The 16,823-nt window shown below is 72.0% G+C and carries 12 protein-coding genes and 1 pseudogene; 5 read left to right on the top strand and 8 right to left on the bottom strand.

What is annotated here, in order from left to right; genetic code table 11:
- Nucleotides 1-308 precede the first annotated feature (308 nt).
- The 3 genes from GSY65_RS24005 to GSY65_RS23995 all read right to left on the bottom strand — a co-directional run bounded on the left by GSY65_RS24005 (nt 309) and on the right by GSY65_RS23995 (nt 3,773).
- On the bottom strand, nt 309-1,916 hold the full coding sequence (locus GSY65_RS24005; protein ID WP_159772339.1) for an AAA family ATPase: 1,608 nt from the start codon (nt 1,914-1,916) through the stop codon (nt 309-311).
- 187 nt (nt 1,917-2,103) lie between these two features.
- Nucleotides 2,104-2,835 (bottom strand): Flp pilus assembly protein CpaB, encoded by a 732-nt coding sequence (gene cpaB, locus GSY65_RS24000; RefSeq protein WP_159772336.1) that lies wholly within the window; start codon nt 2,833-2,835, stop codon nt 2,104-2,106.
- 65 nt (nt 2,836-2,900) lie between these two features.
- Complete coding sequence (locus GSY65_RS23995; protein WP_236580015.1) at nt 2,901-3,773, bottom strand: hypothetical protein; 873 nt, start codon at nt 3,771-3,773, stop codon at nt 2,901-2,903.
- Between the two features lie 354 nt (nt 3,774-4,127).
- Between GSY65_RS23995 and GSY65_RS23990 the strand changes: the two genes are divergently transcribed.
- Nucleotides 4,128-5,840, top strand: coding sequence for a chitinase (locus tag GSY65_RS23990; RefSeq protein ID WP_159772333.1), 1,713 nt, complete (start codon nt 4,128-4,130; stop codon nt 5,838-5,840).
- Nucleotides 5,841-5,920: 80 nt separating this feature from the next.
- Here GSY65_RS23990 and GSY65_RS34355 read toward each other — a convergent pair whose 3' ends face one another.
- Nucleotides 5,921-6,760 (bottom strand): hypothetical protein, encoded by an 840-nt coding sequence (locus GSY65_RS34355; RefSeq protein ID WP_268978224.1) that lies wholly within the window; start codon nt 6,758-6,760, stop codon nt 5,921-5,923.
- 310 nt (nt 6,761-7,070) lie between these two features.
- Between GSY65_RS34355 and GSY65_RS23980 the strand changes: the two genes are divergently transcribed.
- Nucleotides 7,071-7,331 carry a hypothetical protein gene (locus tag GSY65_RS23980; RefSeq protein ID WP_443043247.1) on the top strand — a complete coding sequence of 87 codons (261 nt, stop codon included), beginning with the start codon at nt 7,071-7,073 and terminating at the stop codon, nt 7,329-7,331.
- Nucleotides 7,332-7,389: 58 nt separating this feature from the next.
- Here the strand turns inward: GSY65_RS23980 and GSY65_RS23975 are convergent, their stop codons facing one another.
- Nucleotides 7,390-8,700, bottom strand: a complete 1,311-nt coding sequence (locus GSY65_RS23975; RefSeq protein ID WP_159772330.1) for an Nramp family divalent metal transporter — start codon at nt 8,698-8,700, stop codon at nt 7,390-7,392.
- 287 nt (nt 8,701-8,987) lie between these two features.
- Nucleotides 8,988-9,467, bottom strand: a complete 480-nt coding sequence (locus tag GSY65_RS23970; RefSeq protein ID WP_159772327.1) for an ATP-binding protein — start codon at nt 9,465-9,467, stop codon at nt 8,988-8,990.
- A 630-nt stretch (nt 9,468-10,097) separates the two neighbouring features.
- Between GSY65_RS23970 and GSY65_RS23965 the strand changes: the two genes are divergently transcribed.
- Nucleotides 10,098-11,471: a M14 family metallopeptidase gene (locus tag GSY65_RS23965; protein WP_159772324.1), complete on the top strand. Its 1,374-nt coding sequence runs from the start codon at nt 10,098-10,100 to the stop codon at nt 11,469-11,471.
- 100 nt (nt 11,472-11,571) lie between these two features.
- Here GSY65_RS23965 and GSY65_RS23960 read toward each other — a convergent pair whose 3' ends face one another.
- Together GSY65_RS23960 and GSY65_RS23955 are read right to left on the bottom strand one after the other, a co-directional pair.
- A complete protein-coding gene (locus GSY65_RS23960; protein ID WP_159772321.1) occupies nt 11,572-12,276 on the bottom strand; it encodes a hypothetical protein in 705 nt (234 codons plus the stop codon).
- A gap of 234 nt (nt 12,277-12,510) precedes the next feature.
- Nucleotides 12,511-13,271: pseudogene (locus tag GSY65_RS23955) on the bottom strand (IclR family transcriptional regulator).
- A gap of 522 nt (nt 13,272-13,793) precedes the next feature.
- Between GSY65_RS23955 and GSY65_RS23950 the strand changes: the two are divergent.
- Nucleotides 13,794-15,068, top strand: coding sequence for an alanine racemase (locus tag GSY65_RS23950; RefSeq protein ID WP_159772318.1), 1,275 nt, complete (start codon nt 13,794-13,796; stop codon nt 15,066-15,068).
- A 76-nt stretch (nt 15,069-15,144) separates the two neighbouring features.
- A complete protein-coding gene (locus GSY65_RS23945; protein WP_159772315.1) occupies nt 15,145-16,767 on the top strand; it encodes an N-acyl-D-amino-acid deacylase family protein in 1,623 nt (540 codons plus the stop codon).
- Nucleotides 16,768-16,823: the final 56 nt, after the last annotated feature.

Genomic DNA, 16,823 nt, shown 5'->3' with positions numbered 1-16,823 from the left:
AGAAGCGGGACGAGTTGACGCGCCAACCACTGCGGGCGGACACCCCCCGACACACCCCCTCACGTCCGTACGCGGCCACCCCGCCGCGAGGGCTCGCGCCCCGCGGTGGGTGGCGTACGCCGTCGCGGCTTCCGGCCCGCCGTCATGGGCGTGAGGCTGCTCGACCGTGTACGGCGGCCCACCCGTCGTCGTGGCTCGCGCGTCGCCGTCAGTGGCGTACGCCGCCTCCCCCACGTACGCCGGCTCGGCCGTGCGTGGGTGTTGGGTGGTGGGTGGTTGCGTCGGGTGGGGGTGGGGCGCGGTGGGGGTCATGGGGACTCCTCCAGTGCCGCGCCCGCCTCGCCTGTGACGGTCCAGCCCGCGTCGAAGCCGGGGAAGAAGAGGGGGACGGGGGCCTCGACCTCGGCCCTCATGACCGTGCCGTCGGCGGCGCAGTCGATGGACGTGTCGCTCCAGGCGGCGGGCAGGTGCTGGGTGCCGGCGGCCTGGCAGGCGCCGGGGACGTCGCCGTCGATCGCGCGGGCGGCCGTGGCCGCGCGGGCGGCCTCGTCGGCGGCGTTGCCCGCGAGGGAGTAGGTGTAGCCGTAGAGGGCGGCCTGCCAGAGGATCGTCATGACGATCAGCAGGAGCGGGAACATGCCGGCGAACTCGACGGTGGCCGAGCCCCGGTCGCCCCTGCGGCGCAGGACGAGGGCGCCCCGGTCGGCGGACGGCTTGCGGCGGCGGCCGCCACCGGTCTCCTGCGCGGTGACCAGTTCGAGTTCACCGGCCAGGGACCACAGGGCCTGCTTGACGGAGGAACGGGCGTCCAGGTCCTGGAGGCGGCCCGCGTCGACGACGGACTGGAGGTCCTTGAAGGCGGCGGGGACCGCGTTGCGGGCCACCTTCGTGCCGGTGACCTTCTCGATGAGGGACGGCTGGATCTCCGTACCGCGCGAGTGGCGGTTGACCACCGTGAGGGTCTCCTCCGCCTTGCGGATCTGGAGGCGGTCCCACAGGCGGACCATGCGTTTGGCGGCGCGGACGGCGACGACGTCCGGGGTGACGAGGAGGAGTGCCTGGTCGGCCATCTCGACGGCCGCGGCGGTCGCCGCGGTCATCTGCGAGCCGCAGTCGACGATCACCACGTCGTGACGGGAGCGCAGGGTCGCGAGGACGTGGCGGGCGACGCGGTCCGTCACCTCCTCGCCGCGTTCCCCCTCGGCGGGCGCGAGGAGCAGGGAGAGGCCGGTGTCGTGCGCGTAGACCGCCTCCTGGAGGACCCGCGGGTTGATGTCGGTGATCGCGGCGAGGTCGGCGACGGAGCGGCGGAACTGCACGTCGAGGTACGAGGCGACGTCCCCGGACTGGAGGTCCAGGTCGAGGAGGGCGACCGTACGGCCCGACGCGCAGGCCGCGAGGGCGAGTTGGACGGCGGCGACGGTGGCGCCCACACCGCCCTTGGCCCCGCTGACGGTGACGACGGTGCCGCCGGGGCCCGCGTACAGCTCGGGCGTGCCGCTGCCGAGGTGGCGGCGCATGCCCGTCGACCAGGCCGCGGCGGCCTGGACGCGTTCGGCGAGGGCGTCGTAGGAGAGGGGGAGGTTGACGATGCCGCGGGCGCCGGAGTCCATGGCGGCGGTGAGGACCCCGGTGCTGGTGTCGGAGGTGACGAGGACGACGCCGACCGCCGGGAAACGCAGCACGAGGTCGCGGACCAGGTCCAGGGCGGGCACCGGGCCGATGCGTTCGTGGACCAGGACGACCTCGGGCAGTTCGTCGAGGGAGTCGGCCGCGAGGCGCGCCAGGGTGTCGAGGAGGGCGGTGGAGTCGGGCACCGGTGGTGCGGGTTCGGCGTCGGCGAGCTGGCTGAGCAGGGTGGTCAGGGCGCGGGCCGAGTCGATGTCCCCGACTGCGGGGAGGATGCGGATGGTCATCGGCGGTTCCCCGTTCGCGTGCCGGACCCGGGGGACGCGGTGGCCTCCCCCGGTGACGCCTGTACCTGTACCTGTGCCCGTGCTCGTGCCTGTTCTTGCTCTTGTTCCTTCATCAGCATGCCCATGCGCAGGGGCATGCGACGCACATCCGTTCGGGGTGTCCTCGTGGGGACGTTCCGGACCGACCTCATCGCGCGGCCTTCTCCTTGTCCTCGTCGAGGGTGTACGAGCGGTCGTCCGGTACGACGACCGTGGCGTCGCCGCCCCCGACCAGGGCGAGACGGACGTGCTCGGCGAAGGACTCGGCGAACGCGACGCGCTGGGCGTCGGCGGTGTCGAGCGCGAAGGTGATCGGGACGGCCTCGGTGACCGTGCGGCGGCGTTCGCTGCTGGACTGGCCCGGTTCGAGGGGGGTGAGCCTGCCGACGTCGATGACGCGGGCGTCGGAGACCATCAGCTTGGATGTGTCCTTGCCGGAGTCGCTGTCCTTCTCCTCGAACGTGGCGTAGATGTTGACCAGCGAACCGGGGTTGATCTTCCCGGCCACGCCGGTCGACGCGTCGATCATGATCGCGATCTCCTGCTGGCCCGGCTTGAGTTCGGGGCGGTCGACGATCATGTCGGACTGGAGGAGGGAGCCCTTCTCCAGCCGGGTGACGGCGATCTTGCCGCGGATGTCGGCGAGGTCGGTTATCGCGGTGTCCGACAGCCATCGCTCCGGCATCGAGATCTTCTCGAACTGGCCCGCGGACAGCTCCTTGTAGGGCGCGATGTCACCCTTCAGCCGGTACGCCGTCACCTCTGGCCCGACCTTGGAGTTCACATCGCGGATCACCGAGAGCACCCCGGCGAAGGCGGCCAGGGCGCACAGGGCCGACAGGACCAGCAGGACGACGCCGCGGCGCTGGCGCGAGTTCACTGAATCTCACCTCGTGGGGACGTGCCGGGCAGTGGAGCGGACCTGCGTGCGGGGGCGCGCGTCCGTCATGGGGCGCCCCGCGGAAGGGCGCGGGCCGGGTCGGCCTCGGGTTCGCGCAGCGGGGCGGCGCAGAATCCGCAGCGGTCGCCGATGAGTTCCAGGCCGCACCAGTGGCAGGTCTCCCGGCGTACGGAGGACACGAGCTGGTAGAGCACGGAGACGTCGCAGAGCCCGGCGGCGAACTCGACGAGCTTGCCGGTCCCCCACCAGCGCACGGATCCCGCGGGCAGCGGCACGGTGGCGGCCCCCTGCACCTTCCAGGCGGGCGCGAGGGTCGCGGTGACCCAGTCGGACGGGGGCTGCGGTCCCTGCGCGACCAGCAGCCGGGTGCCGAACTCGGGTCCGGACAGCGGTTCCTGGCCGGCCACGTTCAGTCGGACCAGCTGGGGGCGCGGTGTCGCCAGTACGGCGAACTGGGCGCCCGGCACCCAGGACTTGGCGTGCGCCTTGAGGGTGACCGGGATCCGGTCGAGTTTGGCGACGGTGCCGAGGACGGCGCCGGCGTAGATGTAGTGCGCGAGGAGGCGTACGGAGGAGGCGAGCACGCCCGGGCTGAAGTCGCACGCGGACAGCTGGCGCAACTGCTGTGCCAGCAGAGCGAGTCCGAGGGGCGGCAGGTCCACGCCGAGCAGGGCGATGCGGTCGCTCTCCAGGACGGAGCGGACGGTCTGGAGGCGCCGGGTGACGGCGAGTTCCTCCGGGGTCGCGCCGGACGCCTGGTGGAGGGCGATGACATAGCCGTGCTGCTCGATGAGCGCGTGCATGCCGAGCAGCGAGCTCTCCAGGGTCTCCTCGGGCTGTACGGCCGCGGGCGGTGTCTGCCGGTCGTGCGGTGGGAGCACCAGATCGGAACTGGTGACGGCTATCGCGGTCGGCACGCTGCACACCACCCCGTTCACTGCGGCGGGGTGGTCGCACCACCGCCTCAGTCGGCCCCTGAGAGGGCCGGCACACGACTCGCCGTCCCTCCTGCATCGTCTTGCATCAGCACCATATCCACGGCATGGCCCGATCAACACTGAATCTCCTTGATCAACTCACCGAAGGTACGGTCCGTATCCACACAGAGTGAGACGCATATGCCCCAACTCAACCGGTGAAGGGGAAGGTTGGGACGCCCTTACGGGTGAACGGGTCGCGGAACGGAGTATTGACAACACGATTGGTCTGGACCAACTTGTACGTCCAGCGGTGGCCACCGTCCTCATCCCACTCCCCCTCGGAGGCACCCCGTGGACCGCGTCCCAGGCATATCCCCACGCATACGCAGATGGGCGGCGGGAGCCGTCGCCGCCGTGCTGGCCGCCGCCGGCCTCACCCTCGCCGGGGCGGCCCCGGCGTCCGCGGCCGACATCAACAACGCCAGGAACGCCGGCTTCGAGTCGGGCCTCGCACACTGGACCTGCTCGGCGGGCAGCGGCACCACCGTCTCCTCCCCCGTGCACGGCGGCGCGGCCGCGTTGAAGGCCACCCCGGCCGGGCAGGACAACGCGCGCTGTGTCCAGACCGTGGCCGTGAAGCCCGGGGCGACGTACACACTCAGCGCCTGGGTGCGGGGCGGGTACACGTATCTGGGCGCGAGCGGCACCGGGACGACCGACGTCTCGACGTGGACCCCGGACTCGCCGGACTGGAAGCAGCTGAGGACCACCTTCACGACGGGCGCCTCGACGACGTCGGTGACGGTGTACACGCACGGCTGGTACGGGCAGGCGGCGTACGTCGCGGACGACGTCTCCGTGTTCGGGCCCGACGGCGGCGGTGGCGGCGACCAGCCGCCCACGGTCCCGTCCGCCCCGACGGGCCTCACCGTCTCGGGCACGACGTCGTCGTCCGTGTCGCTGGCGTGGGACGCGGTGCCGGGCGCGACCGGCTACACCGTCTACCGCGGCGGCACGAAGGTCCAGGCCGTCAGCGGCACGTCCGCGACGGTGACCGGACTGGCCGCCGCCACGTCGTACACCTTCCAGGTCACGGCGGTGAACGCGGCGGGCGAGTCGGCCAGGTCGGCGACGGTGACCGGGACGACGACGGCGACGCCGGGCGGTCCCGGCACGGGGCTGCCCCGGCACGTGGTGACCGGTTACTGGCAGAACTTCGACAACGGGGCGACGGTGCAGAAGCTGTCCGACGTCCCGTCGCAGTACGACATCATCGCGGTCGCCTTCGCCGACGCCACCCCGACCCCGGGCGCGGTGACGTTCACCCTCGACTCGGCGGGCCTCGGCGGGTACACCGTCGACCAGTTCAAGGCCGACATCCGAGCCAAGCAGGCGGCGGGCAAGAAGGTGATCGTCTCGGTCGGCGGCGAACGCGGCACGGTGGCCGTGAACGACGCGGCGTCCGCGACGAACTTCGCGGAATCCGTGTACTCCCTGATGCGGACGTACGGCTTCGACGGCGTCGACATCGACCTGGAGAACGGTCTCGACGCGACGTACATGACGCAGGCCCTGCGGGCCCTGTCGGCCAAGGCGGGCCCATCGATGGTCCTCACCATGGCCCCGCAGACCATCGACATGCAGTCGACGTCCAACGCGTACTTCCGCACGGCGCTGAACGTGAAGGACATCCTGACCGTCGTCAACATGCAGTACTACAACAGCGGTTCGATGCTGGGCTGCGACGGCAAGGTCTACAGCCAGGGCTCGGTGGACTTCCTGACCGCGCTCGCCTGCATCCAGTTGGAGGGCGGCCTCGCCCCGTCCCAGGTGGGGCTCGGTCTGCCCGCCTCGACGCGGGGCGCGGGCAGCGGGTACGTCGCGCCGAGCGTCGTCAACAACGCGCTCGACTGCCTCGCCCGGGGCACGAACTGCGGCTCCTTCAAGCCGCCGCGGACCTACCCCGACCTGCGCGGCGCGATGACCTGGTCGACGAACTGGGACGCGACGGCGGGCAACGCGTGGTCCGACGCGGTGGGACCGCACGTGCACGGGCTGCCGTAGGGCGCCCGCGGCGGCGGCCCCCGGTGACGTCCGGGGCCGCCGCCGGAGGCCGACGGGGTCCCCGAAGGTTCACCCGAGCACTACCCCATCGGCCGGTAGTACCCAAGTACGTGGGCCAGCTGGGGGAACCACTCCTGGAGGCGGGTCCGGGGCTTCGCCTCGACCGTGCACTCGAAGAAGCCGCCGTCCAGGTGAACCACCGCGACCATGAGGGCCTTGCCGTTGGGGCTCGCCCTGTAGTGGACGCTGCGGATCTCCGGCCAGGGGAAGTCGACGGAGACTCCGTGGTCCTCGAAGGCCACGCCCGACACGTCGATGACGATGGAGTTGTGGCGGTCGACCGCCAGGAACTCCGGGCCCGCGCCGTCAGGGGCCACCGCCGCCGGTGCCGCCCCCGCGGCAGAGGGCGCGTACGCGTAGGGCGGCTGGGCGTACGGCTGCGGAGGCTGGGCGTACGGGTTCGGCGGCTGGGCATAGGCCTGCGGCTGCTGGGCGTAGGGGTGTGCCTGCGGCGCATGCGGCTGCGGCCCGTACGGCTGCGGCTGGGGCGCGTAAGGCTGGGGCTGCGGCGGCTGTCCGTACTGCTGCTGCGGTTGGCCGTACGGTTGGTGCGGTTGGCCGTACGGCTGCTGCTGAGGCGGCGCCGCGTACGGCTGCGGTGGGGGTGCGTACGGCTGCGGTGGGGGTGCGTACGGCTGCGGGGGCGCGCCCGGTGCCGGGGCAGGTGTTCCGTACGGCTGCGGGGGCTGGCCCGGCGGGGCGGTCGGCGGTGGGGGCGGCGGGCCGAATCCCGGAGCCGGGGCCGTCGCCGGTGCGGGCGCCCGGGTCGTGGCCGGGGGCGGCTGTTGGCCTGCCGGAGGCCGCGGGTCGGCGTCCGGGGTCGGTGCGGCCGTGGGAGTTGCGGTCCCCTTCCCCGTCACTTCCGGCTTCTCCCCCGGCTCGCTTCCCGGCGGTGCCCATGGCTGCGCCTGCTGCTCGGCCTCCCGCCGCGGCTCCGTCTGCGGCTCCGGACTCGGCTCCGGCTCCGGCTGCGGGCTCGGAGTCGGCTGCGGTTGCGGGCTCGGAGTCGGCTCGTGGCCCTGTTCCGGCTGGTCCATGGGTGTTTGTCCTTCTGCCCCGTCGGTGTGACTCGTACCGCACCGTATCCCTCTGCCCCCGGTGAAACATTCCCCGGGGGACGCCGCATCAAAGGAGTGACAGGCCGACGAGCCCGGCAGGGGGACGCCAGAGATGAGATCAGTCCGCGCGGACGAGTACCAGGAGTTCGCGGCGGCGCGCGGGGCATCTGTACCGCAGGGGCCCGGAGAGAAGGGCGGCGAGGGGGTCGTGATGTGGACCGTGGGGGTGCTGCGGCCCGACGGCATCCGGGTCGCGGTCAGCGCCTTCAACTCGGGCGCCCAGCACACCGCCGCGACCCGCGGCATCCCCGATCTCACCATGGCCCAGCTGAAGGACAGCGCCACCAGCGACGAGTGGGCCGCGATCGGCTGACTGCGGCCGGGACCCGGTCTCGCCCCGCCCCCGCCCGCCCGGCGCCGACCCGCCGCCGTCAGAAGAAGTCCGCCCAGTTCTGGTCCCAGATCTGCTTCACACACAGCACCAGGAACAGCAGGCCCGCGATCACCAGCATCGCGTTGCTGAGCATCCCGTTGCGCCATTCCCTCGGTGTGCGGGAGGAGTTGAGGAGCCAGACGAGTGTGGCGGCGAGGAAGGGCAGGAAGGCCGCGCCGAGGACGCCGTAGAGGATGATCAGGCGGAACGGCTGGCCCTGGAAGAGCAGGACGATGGGCGGGAAGGTCAGCCAGAGCAAATACGCGCGGAACGGCCACGACCGTTCGCGCTCGCCGGAGGCGACCTCCTCGCCCTTCACCCCGCCCTTCTTCCGGTAGCGGGCCACGAAGTCGGCGAACATCAGGCTCACGCCGTGCCAGACACCGATGAGGGAGGTGTACGAGGTGGCGAAGAAGCCGATCAGGAAGAATCTGGCGGTGGCCGGGCCGTACTCGTCCTCCAGGATGTCGCCGAGCTGGATGAGGCCCTTGTCGCCGCTCGCGATGGCGATGTTCGCGGAGTGCAGCAGTTCCGCGCCGACGAAGAGCATCGCGATGACGAAGACGCCGGTCGTGGCGTACGCGACCCGGTTGTCGAGGCGCATGATCTTCATCCAGCCGGCGTCGGTCCATCCCTTGGCGTTGACCCAGTAGCCGTACGCGGCCAGCGTGATGGTGCCGCCGACGCCGCCGATGAGGCCGAGGGTGTTGAGGATGGAGTCCTTCTCCTCGGGCAGGACGGGCAGGAGGCCCGCGAACGCCTCGGGGAGGTTGGGGGTGACCCGGATCGCCAGGTAGACGGTGACCAGGAACATCACGCCGACGAGGACGGTCATGACCTTCTCGAAGACGGCGTACTTGTTGAACCAGACGAAGACCAGACCGGACAGTCCACAGAGGATGGCCCACCATTCGAGGTCCATGACGTCCGGGAACAGCGCCTGCAGGGGCAGCGCGCTGGACGACATGGCGGCCGCGCCGTACGCGAAGCCCCAGATCACCACGTAGACGACGAAGAACCAGGTCGTCCAGCGGCCGAGGCTCGCCCAGCCGTCGAAGAGGGTGCGGCCGGTGGCCAGGTGCCAGCGGCCTGCGGCCTCGGCGAGGGAGATCTTGACGAGGCAGCCGATGACGGCCGCCCACAGCAGCGTGTAGCCGAAGTTGCTGCCGGCGATCAGGGTCGCCACCAGGTCGCCGGCGCCGACACCGGTCGCGGCGACGACGATGCCGGGGCCGATGTACTTCCAACTGGACTTGCGCGGGGCCGAAGTCACTTCCCCGGTAGCTGTGTTGTCCGTGGTGTCAGCCATGCGGATCAAGAAAGCGTAAAGCCGGGGCGGGCACAAGAGGGCGTGCGGTGAAGGAAGAGGGGGTGTCGCCGGGGTCGCGGAGGCGGTGACGGAGGCGGTGACGGAGGCGGTGGCGGTGGCGGTGGGAGAGGGTCGTGACGTGGAACGGGCCCCGGCGGCCGGGCAGGCCGCTGGGGCCCGGCTGTGGCTCCGGGCCCGGGCTGACGAGGCCGCCGCCCGGAACTCCGCGGGCTGGTGCCGCGACGGGCGACGTCTGCCCCGTCGCGCAAACGTCACCTGCCGCGGCACTAGGCCGGCTGTCGCCGACCACAGTCGGCGGACCCGCACGTGCCGAGCTCGAACCACACGGTCTTGCCCGGCCCGTCCCGGTGGCAGCCCCAGCGCCCGGCGAGCGCCTGCACCAGGAACATCCCTCTGCCGCTCTCCGATGTCTCCGTGACCCGTCGCACCCGCGGCGGGCGCCGGTCGGTGTCCGACACCTCGCACCGCAGGACGCCGTGCGCCGCGGTGAGCGTCAGTTTCAGACGGCTTTCCGCGTGCACCAGGGCGTTGGTGACGAGTTCGCTCACCAGCAGCTCCGCGGTGTCGGCCTGGTCGAGCAGTCCCCATCCCTCCAACTGCCTGCGGACCGCCGCGCGGGCCTGGGCGGCGGCGGCCGGACGGGGGTCGTACTCGACGCACAGATGACCCGCGCCCAGGGAGGGTTGGAAGTACGAGGCGAAGTGGGGGGCGGAATCCGGAAGGAGACCCCCGGAGAGTTGCAGCATGCCTTCAGGGTCACCTCACCAGGGGTGCGGCGGCACCGGGAGGATTACCCGTTTCCCTCCGCGCACATACCTGTTTCATGACCCAATGCATCCATCTTTGGCACCTCGCATGACGTATCGCCCTGTACGAACCGATACGTGGATCACGTGCAGGACCGTTCCGCGGCCACGCCCCGCTGGTCGCCGAGTTCCCCGGTGACGAGCAGGGCGACCTCGGCCTCACGGATGGTGAGCCGCACCGGGGTGTCGGGCACGGCCTGCGGGACGACATCGCACCCGAACGAGCTGCTCCGCGGCACCGGCGTGCGAGCCCGGCACCCCAGGGCGTGTTTCGACAGTCCCGTCCGCCCTTCGGGAAGACGACGCTCCTTTCGAAACACGTCCTACACCCGCCCGTTCGCGCGCCAACCCCGTTCCGGGCGGCCCCGTTCCGGCCAGACGGCCCTCGCGCACCCACCGGCCACTCTTGACCTGGTCATGCCAGAGCCGCACCATGAGCGCCACACCCGCACCAGGGCCCGACGATCGCCCCGCGGTCATCGGCGGGCCGGAGGCACGTCGCAAGGATCCACCCCCCGCTCCACTCCCCACTCCGGAGACCCCGGAAATCCTGGAGAAAGTAGGAGACTCATGCGACTCCGCATGCGCGGCAGATCAGCGGTGCCCGGCGGCACGGGCAGGAGGTCGGGCCGCCGTACCGCAGCCCTGGTCGGCCTGCTGGCGATGGCGCTGGCGGCGCCGGTCGCGGCGACCACCACGGACGCGACGGCGACCAGTGCCGAACGTCCGAAGGCCTCGGCGGACGACATCCGCCAGTACGAGGTCCACACGCACTCGGACATCGCGTCCCGCACGGCACTCCAGAAGGCCGGTGTCTCGGTGGACGACGCCGACGACCACTCGGTCTTCGTCTCCGGCCGCGCGGACCAGATCAAGAAGCTCAAGGCCCAGGGCTACGAGGTCACCCCGCTCGGCGCCGTGCCGGACCGGTCGAACGGCGAGGACGACGTACGCCTCTTCGACTTCCCCTCCGCCGACTCCCGCTACCACAACTACGCGGAGATGACGAACGAGATCAACTCCGTGGTCGCGGCGAACAGTTCCATCGCCAGCCAGCGGGTCATCGGCACCTCGTACCAGGGCCGGAACATCGTCGCCATCAAGATCAGCGACAACGTCGGCACGGACGAGGCCGAGCCCGAGGTGCTGTTCACCCACCACCAGCACGCCCGCGAGCACCTCACCGTCGAGATGGCGCTCTACCTCCTGAACGAGCTGACCTCCGACTACGGCAGCGACTCCCGGGTCACCAACATGGTGAACAACCGCGAGATCTGGATCGTCCCGGACCTCAACCCGGACGGCGGCGAGTACGACGTGGCCACCGGCTCGTACCGCTCGTGGCGCAAGAACCGCCAGCCCAACAGCGGTTCGTCTGCCGTCGGCACCGACCTCAACCGCAACTGGAACTATCGCTGGGGCTGCTGCGGCGGCTCGTCCGGGTCGACGTCCTCGGAGACGTACCGCGGTCCGTCCGCCGAGTCCGCCCCCGAGGTGAAGGTGGTCGCCGACTTCGTCCGCAGCCGTGTCGTCGGCGGCACGCAGCAGATCAGGACCGCCATCGACTTCCACACGTACAGCGAGCTGGTGCTGTGGCCCTTCGGGTACACGACCGCGGACACGACGACCGGGATGACCGCCGACGACCGCAACGCCTTCGCGACGGTCGGCGGGAAGATGGCCGCGAGCAACGGGTACACGCCCGAGCAGTCCAGTGACCTGTACATCACCGACGGGTCGATCGACGACTGGCTGTGGGGCAACCAGAAGATCTTCGGCTACACCTTCGAGATGTACCCGTCGTCCGCCGGCGGGGGCGGCTTCTACCCGCCCGACGAGGTGATCGCCCGGGAGACGGCCCGAAACCGGGACGCCGTGCTGCAACTGCTGGAGAACTCGGACTGCATGTACCGGTCCATCGGCAAGGAGGCGCAGTACTGCTAGTGCTGTGCCGGTGAGCAGGAGCATCCGGCAAGGAGGACGGGGAACCGCGCGGCCCGCTGTGGCCGGGCAGCGCGGTTCCCCACGCCTCCCTTGGCCGGCTCTACTTGCCGGCGCTCTCGTCGGAGTCGGATTCGGAGCCGGAGCCGGAGTCCGGCTTCGCGGAGTCCTCGCGCTCGACCGGGTCGTCCGCCTGCGCGGGCTCGGCCGGGTCCGTCTCCTTGTCGTCGCCGTCCTCGAAGTACGCGTCCAGGACCTCGTCGATCCGGGTCTCCCACGCGGCGTGCTCGGACCTGGCCTTCGCCTCGATCTCGATGGGGTACCAGCGGCGGTCCGGCGTGTGGACCGTGACGGTGAACCGCTTCCCGAAGCGGGGGGACTCCGTCTCGATCGCTCCGATCTCGTCCCAGCGGAACTCGCACTCCTGGTCGTCCAGCCGCAGCCGTACGCCCCTGTGGTCGGCGACGATCTTCGCGCGGCGGTCGGCGGCCTCGAAGACGGGGCCCTCGACGGCCGCACCGTCGGCCTCGTCGTCGGCCGTGTCGTCGGCGTTCGCATCGGTCTCGGCGTCGGGGCGCGCGTCCGGCCCGGCGGCGGCCTTCTTCAGCGGGGCGGGCCCATCGGCCGGGACAGCCTCGTCCGCTTCCACGGTCTCCGCCTGCTCGGCGGATTCCGTCGGCTTGATGTCCTCCGGCTCCTCCTGCTTCTCCTTCGTCACGGACACGGGTGCCGTGATTCCGGGGATGTGCGACGGGTCGACCGCGGCGGCGGCCAGGGGCTGGCTGTTCGAACCAATGCGCTGCTCCACAGCGGGCAGTATGGTCGACGATCCTGTGCCGGGAACAGTCGGCCCGGCATATGTCCGCATCTGCGGCCCGTCAGGGGCGGAAGGGACGGTTCTCCGCCGACGTCCAGTACGGCCGGCGCGTCGATTTCGACCAGGAGGCCCTGCGGGAGGCCACGTAGACCGTGGTGCGTCCGTCGTTGTCGTTGCAGTCGTTGTCGTTGCAGTCGTTGTCGTTGCAGTCGTCGCCGTCGTCGTTCAGACGGGGCTCGTCGTCGGTGTCCTGCCGGAGTACTCCCCGCTGATCGCGTCCGCCGTGCGGCGTACCAGCGGGAGCAGGGCGAGGAGTTCGTCGGCGGTGGCGACGACGTTGGGGGCGGAGACCGACATCGCGGCGACCACCCGGCCGTCGGCGCCCCGGACGGGGGCGGCGACGCAGTTGACGGACTCCTCGTGGCCGCCGAGGTCGGTGGCCGGCCCTGTTCGCGGACCTGCGCCAGCTCCCTCAGGAACGCCGCGGCGTCGGGGGTCGAACGGGACGTGTACCGGGGGTGGTCGGGCTTCTCCGCGAGGGCGCGGCGCTCGCCCTCGGGGAGGTCGGCGAGGCGCGCCTTGGCGACGGCGGCGACGGTGAGGGCGACCGGTTTGCCGATGCGGGAGTACATGCGGACCGGGGAGCGGCTCTCCATCTTGTCGAGGTGGAGGACCTCGTTCTCCTCGTACACGGCGAGGTGGACGGTGCGGCCGCACTGTTCGTCGAGCCGTACGAGGTGGGGGTGGGCGATCTCGCGGATGTCGAGGTTCTCCACGGCCTCCTGGGCGAGGACGAAGAGGCGGGCGCCGAGGCGGTAGCGCTGGTCGGACTGGCCTTAGACGAGGCCGTGTTCGTGGAGGGTGCGCAGGAGGCGCAGGGCCGTGGACTTGTGGACGCCGAGGCGGTCGGCGACCCGGCCGAGGTCGGCGGGGCCCTCGGCGAGCAGCGGCAGGATGCTGAGCGCGCGGTCGACGGTCTGGCTCATGGGGTGCGTACCTCCTCGTCGGTCCCGCCCGGTGCCTGGGTCCAGCCGGGGGCCAGTCGGAGTGTCCCCCCGCATGTCGTCGTCCGCAGCTGCCGGGCGGTCGGCGTGGTGGCGGGCCGACGGGGGGCCGAGGTCGCCGGGGACGGTGAGGGCCGCGGCGGCCAGGAGGAGGCGGAGACGGGCCTCGGGGGGACAGGCCGGTGGCGGCGAGGGCGCGGAGGACGTTGGACTCGGCTCCGCCGATGGCGCGTTCGCGGGAGGGCACGTCGGCGAGGCGGCCGGGGCGGGCACGCAGGCAGGCAGGCAGGCAGGCAGGCAGGTGACCATGGACTCGCCGAGCGCGACGATGTCGACGAGATCGGGTGCGGGCTTGCGGAGTCCGTCGGCGGTCACGGTGGTCGGGGCTCCGCGTCCTGTCCGCCGGCGTCGTCGACAGGTGCTCGCCGGGATGTTGGACAGCGGCGAGTGTTATGTGCAATGGATGTTGCAGGTCATGCAGCTGAGTTTGTCAGGGAGGCTCTCATGGGTGTCGAAGCGCTCGCTCGTCTCGCCGCCGAACGCGTCGACCACCGCTTCAAGGGCCTCCCGCCGGACGCCGACGGGCTGACGGTGCGGGAGCTGGCCGATCAGCGCCGGAACCTGTTCACCGGCGGGTTCCTCACGCCCGTGCTCGCCCTGTCCGCCGAGCGGCTGGAGCACAACCTGGCCCTGATGGAGGCGTACTCCGAGCGGCACGGGCTGGCCTTCGCGCCGCACGGGAAGACGTCGATGGCGCCGCGGCTGTTCTGGCGGCAGATCGAGCGGGGGGCGTGGGGCATCACCCTGGCCGTGCCGCACCAGGTGCGGGTGGCGCGGGAGTTCGGGATCGAGCGGGTGTTCCTCGCCAACGAGGTGGTGGACCCGGCGGCGTTGCGCTGGATCGCCGCCGAGCTGGCCGCCGATCCGTCGTTCCGGCTCGTCTGTTACGTGGACTCCGTGCGCGGTGTGGAGCTGATGGACGCGGCGCTGCGGGGCTCGGCGCGCCCGCTGGACGTGGTGGTGGAACTCGCCGCGGGCGACGGGGCACGGACCGGGATCCGTACGGAGGCGGAGTGCGCGGCGGTCGCGGACGCGGTGGCCGGGGTGGAGACGCTGCGGCTGGTGGGCGTGGCCGGGTACGAGGGCGAGGTGCCCGCCGCGGATCCGGAGCGGGTGGGTGCCTGGCTGCGGCGGCTCGTCGCCCTGGCCGTCGCCTTCGACGAGGCCGGACGGTTCGCGGGGCTGGAGGAGATCGTCGTCAGCGCGGGCGGCAGCGCCTGGTTCGACGCGGTGGCGGAGGTGTTCTCGGAGATCCCCGCGCTGTCGGCGCCCGTGCTGAAGCTGCTGCGCTCCGGGGCGTACGTCTCGCACGACGCCGGGCACTACCGGCGTCTGACCCCGTTCAACCGGGTACCCGAGGAGGGTGCCCTGGAGCCCGCGTTCCGGCTCTGGGCGCAGGTCGTCTCCCGCCCCTCCCCCGAGCAGGCGTTCGCGAACGCCGGCAAGCGGGACGCCGCGTACGACCTCGGTCTGCCGACCGTGGAGGTGGTGCGGGACGCCGGGTCGGGCGAGGTGCGGGACGCGGGCGACGGCATCACCGTGACGGGCCTGTCGGACCAGCACGCCTGGCTGCGCACGGAGACCGGTGCGGAGGTGTCGGTCGGGGACTGGGTGGGGCTGGGCCTGTCTCATCCGTGCACGTCGTTCGACAAGTGGAAGCTGATCCCGGTGGTGGAGGCGGACGGGACGGTCGTGGAGTACGTCCGCACCTACTTCTGACAGCCGGCCCGATTTCCCCTCTCCCTGCTCCCCGCTCCCTGCTTCCCCGTTCGCCCGTTCTCGAAAGGTGGCAGACATGGACGACGTCGTCCTGCGGGACGCCGAGGTCGTCGACGGGTCCGGCGGCCCCTCCTACCGGGCCGACGTGGTCGTGTCGGACGGCAGGATCACCGCGATCGTCCAGGAGGCCGCGGCGGCGGGCTGCCAGCGGCCGTCCGCCCGGCGGGAGCTGGACGTCGAAGGGCTGGTCCTCGCGCCCGGCTTCGTCGACATGCACGCCCACAGCGACCTCGCCCTGCTGCGGGACCCCGAGCACACGGCGAAGCTGGCGCAGGGCGTGACCCTGGAGGTCCTCGGGCAGGACGGGCTGTCGTACGCGCCCGTCGACGACCGGACCCTGGAAGAGGTGCGGCGGGCGATCACCGGCTGGAACGGCTACGGCGAGGACGTCGACTTCGGCTGGCGTTCGGTCGGCGGGTACCTGGACCGCCTCGACCACGGCTTCGACGGCGAGGGCGTCGCCGTGAACGCCGCGTACCTCGTTCCGCAGGGCACCGTCCGGATGCTCGCCATGGGATGGGAGGACCGGAGGCCGACCCCTCAGGAGCTGGACCGCATGCGGCAGTTGGTCGCGGACGGGCTCCGCGAGGGCGCCGTCGGCATGTCGTCGGGGCTGACGTACGCGCCGGGCATGTACGCCCAGGACGCCGAACTCGCCGCCCTGTGCCGGGTGGTCGCCGAGCACGGCGGCTACTACTGCCCGCACCACCGCTCGTACGGGGCGGGCGCGCTCGAGGCGTACGAGGAGGTGATCGCCCTCGCGCGTGCGGCCGGCTGCCCCCTCCATCTCGCCCACGCCACCCTGAACTTCGGCGGGAACGAGGGTCGCGCGCCCGAGCTGCTCGCGCTGCTCGACGACGCGCTCGCGGCCGGCGCCGACATCACCTTCGACACCTACCCGTACACCGCCGGCTGCACGACCCTCGTGGCGCTGCTGCCCGGTTGGGCGGCCGAGGGCGGTCCGGAGGCGGTCCTGGCGAGGCTGGAGGACGACGAGACCGCCGCACGCGTCCGGCACGAGCTGGAGGTCGTCGGCTCCGACGGCTGCCACGGGGTGCCCGTCGCGTGGGAGACCGTCGAGATCTCGGGGGTCGCCGACCCGGCGCTGTCGGCGTACGTGGGCCGCACGGTCCGGGAGTCCGCCGACGCGCGCGGCGAGGAGCCCTGGGTGACCGCACGGCGGCTGCTCGTCGAGGACCGGCTGGGGCCGACGATCCTCCAGCACGTCGGCCACGAGGAGAACGTACGGGCGATCATGCGGCACCGGGCGCACACCGGCGGCTCGGACGGCATCCTGCGCGGCGCCAAGCCGCACCCGCGCGCGTACGGCACGTTCCCGCACTACCTGGGCCGGTACGTACGGGAGTCGGGGGTGCTGTCCCTGGAGGAGTGCGTCGCCCACCTCACCTCGCGCCCCGCCGCCCGGCTGCGGCTGCCCGACCGGGGGCTGGTCCGCGAGGGGTACCGCGCCGACCTGGTCCTCTTCGACCCGGCGACGGTCGCCGCCGGGTCGACGTACGAGGCGCCGCGCACCCCGCCCACGGGTGTCCCGTACGTCCTCGTCGACGGCCGGTTCGCGATCGAGGACGGCCGGCGGACGGACGTCCTGGCGGGGCGGGCGGTCCGCCGGGCCCCCTGAGAGGGCGCGGCGCCGTGCGCCCACGGCCCCGGGACCGGAGCCCGGGGCCGCGCGGA

Origin of the sequence: Streptomyces sp. HM190 (genome assembly GCF_009857135.1) — a bacterium.
Classification (GTDB): domain Bacteria; phylum Actinomycetota; class Actinomycetes; order Streptomycetales; family Streptomycetaceae; genus Streptomyces; species Streptomyces heilongjiangensis.
The sequence above is the reverse complement of the archived record's forward strand: the minus strand, read 5'-3'. Positions and strand labels throughout refer to the sequence as shown.

Bases quoted from the DNA above. Each gene is read 5' to 3' on its own strand.
- GSY65_RS24005 (WP_159772339.1), bottom strand. From the start codon at position 1,916: ATGACCATCCGCATCCTCCCCGCAGTCGGGGACATCGACTCGGCCCGC.
- GSY65_RS23980 (WP_443043247.1), top strand. From the start codon at position 7,071: ATGAGATCAGTCCGCGCGGACGAGTACCAGGAGTTCGCGGCGGCGCGC.
- GSY65_RS23975 (WP_159772330.1), bottom strand. From the start codon at position 8,700: ATGGCTGACACCACGGACAACACAGCTACCGGGGAAGTGACTTCGGCC.
- GSY65_RS23970 (WP_159772327.1), bottom strand. From the start codon at position 9,467: ATGCTGCAACTCTCCGGGGGTCTCCTTCCGGATTCCGCCCCCCACTTC.
- GSY65_RS23965 (WP_159772324.1), top strand. From the start codon at position 10,098: ATGCGACTCCGCATGCGCGGCAGATCAGCGGTGCCCGGCGGCACGGGC.
- GSY65_RS23950 (WP_159772318.1), top strand. From the start codon at position 13,794: ATGGGTGTCGAAGCGCTCGCTCGTCTCGCCGCCGAACGCGTCGACCAC.
- GSY65_RS23945 (WP_159772315.1), top strand. From the start codon at position 15,145: ATGGACGACGTCGTCCTGCGGGACGCCGAGGTCGTCGACGGGTCCGGC.